Origin of the sequence: Myxococcus sp. CA039A (genome assembly GCF_013336645.1) — a bacterium.
Taxonomy (GTDB): domain Bacteria; phylum Myxococcota; class Myxococcia; order Myxococcales; family Myxococcaceae; genus Myxococcus; species Myxococcus llanfairpwllgwyngyllgogerychwyrndrobwllllantysiliogogogochensis.
In genome coordinates, this window is record NZ_JABUMQ010000654.1 from 1 (window position 1) to 1,484 (window position 1,484).

The following is a 1,484-nucleotide window of genomic DNA, read 5'->3' on the forward strand; positions in this document are numbered from 1 at the left end:
CCCGATGCCCGCGCGTCCGGACATGCGGCCCACGGAGCTGGAGCTGCTGCCCATTGGCGCCGTGGTCGGCCCCGCCGACTCGGAGCCCTCTCCGTGGCCGGTGGAGCCGACGGAGCCCCGCGCGGAGCCGCTGCGCGTGATGGGGGGCGAGCCTCGCCCCGGTGCGCCGATGTCCCGGCCCCCGGTGCCCGCGTCGGGTCTTCGTCCCGGTGGGCTTGCGCCTCCTGTGTCCCAGCCGCCGCCCGCCGCGCCGGTGCCTCCTGCCTCCGCGGTGATGCCGCAGCGGCAGGCGCTGAGCGCTCCCGCGGGCTCGCCTCCGACCGGGGCTCCCGCGCGCTCGGGGGCGTTGGTGATGCCCGCCGTCTCCGCGACGAGCGGACCGTTCTCCTCGCCGCCTCCGAGCGCCCCGACGCGCTCGGGAGCGATGGTGATGCCGGCCATCTCCATCCCCGCGAGCACGCCGGTGCGCACGAACCCGGGCGGTGCGCCTCCCTCGAGAAGTGCCGAGCCGGGCGTGGTCGTCTCGGACACGGGCTCCGAGCCGGAGAGCGCCGAGCTGCCGGTGCTCACGCCCGAGCAGATGGGGCACGACGAGCAGGCGGCGCGGGTGGAGGAGATGGACACGAATCCGCGCGCGTCCCGGCCGCCGCGCGGGGAGCGCTCCGACGACACGCAGCCGCGTGGTCCTCGCGACGCGGACACGGACCCTCGGGGGCCTCGCGCGGCCGACACGCAGCCCCGTGCCGCCGCCGGCCTTCATGAGGACACCCAGCCTCGCGTGGTGCTGGACGAGAGCTTCCTTCGCGACGCGGAAGGCGCCGCGCGGGAGCAGGAGGAGCGGTCCGGCCCGTCGCGTCCGAAGACGGGCTCACGCCGCGTTCGCCCCTCGTCTCCTGGCATGGCGCCCGTCTCGGGCCGGCGCACGGGGTCCGCCTCCGTCATCCGCCCCGCGCCCGCCCCGGCGCCCGCGCCTGTCGAGGACGAGGAGGAGGACGTGGACGTGCGCGTGTCCATGCCCTCGCATGACGAGACGCGCCGCACGGCGGTGCCCGTCCGTCCGAATGCGCCGCCCGCCGCGCGCCGCCCGGGAGAGGACACCCGTCGGACGACCATCCCCAGGCGCTCCCAGCGCAGGTCCGTCGTGGCGTGGGTGGTGGTGCTGGGCGGACTGGGTGCGCTGCTGGCGGGAGCCGCCGCGCTCACCCTGGACCCCGTGCTGCGCAGGCGCCTGACGCACCAACTGGGGCTCACCCAGGTCCTGGAGGGCCCGCCGCCTTCCAGGCCCATCGAGCGGACCCAGCCGCTGCCCTCCGAGAGCGCCGTGGCGCGCGGGGAGCCCGCGCTTCCAGAGGCCGCGCCGGGCGAAGGGGCCGCGGCGCCTCCACCCACGGGTGACGTGGCCGCCGTGAACAGCCCACAGGCCGCTGTCGACACCCCCCCCGCGCCTCCTCCGAAGCCGTCGGACGAGAAGCTGTCCGACGACC

General features: G+C 77.2%; 2 pseudogenes. One reads left to right on the forward strand and one right to left on the reverse strand.

The window, feature by feature from the left end:
- Positions 1-531 (reverse strand): annotated as a pseudogene (locus tag HR086_RS48100) (hypothetical protein); the annotation flags it as partial.
- On the opposite strand from HR086_RS48100, the pseudogene HR086_RS46785 reads away from it, so the two are divergent.
- Positions 515-1,484: pseudogene (locus HR086_RS46785) on the forward strand (serine/threonine protein kinase); the annotation flags it as partial. The pseudogenes HR086_RS48100 and HR086_RS46785 sit on opposite strands and share 17 nt — an antisense overlap.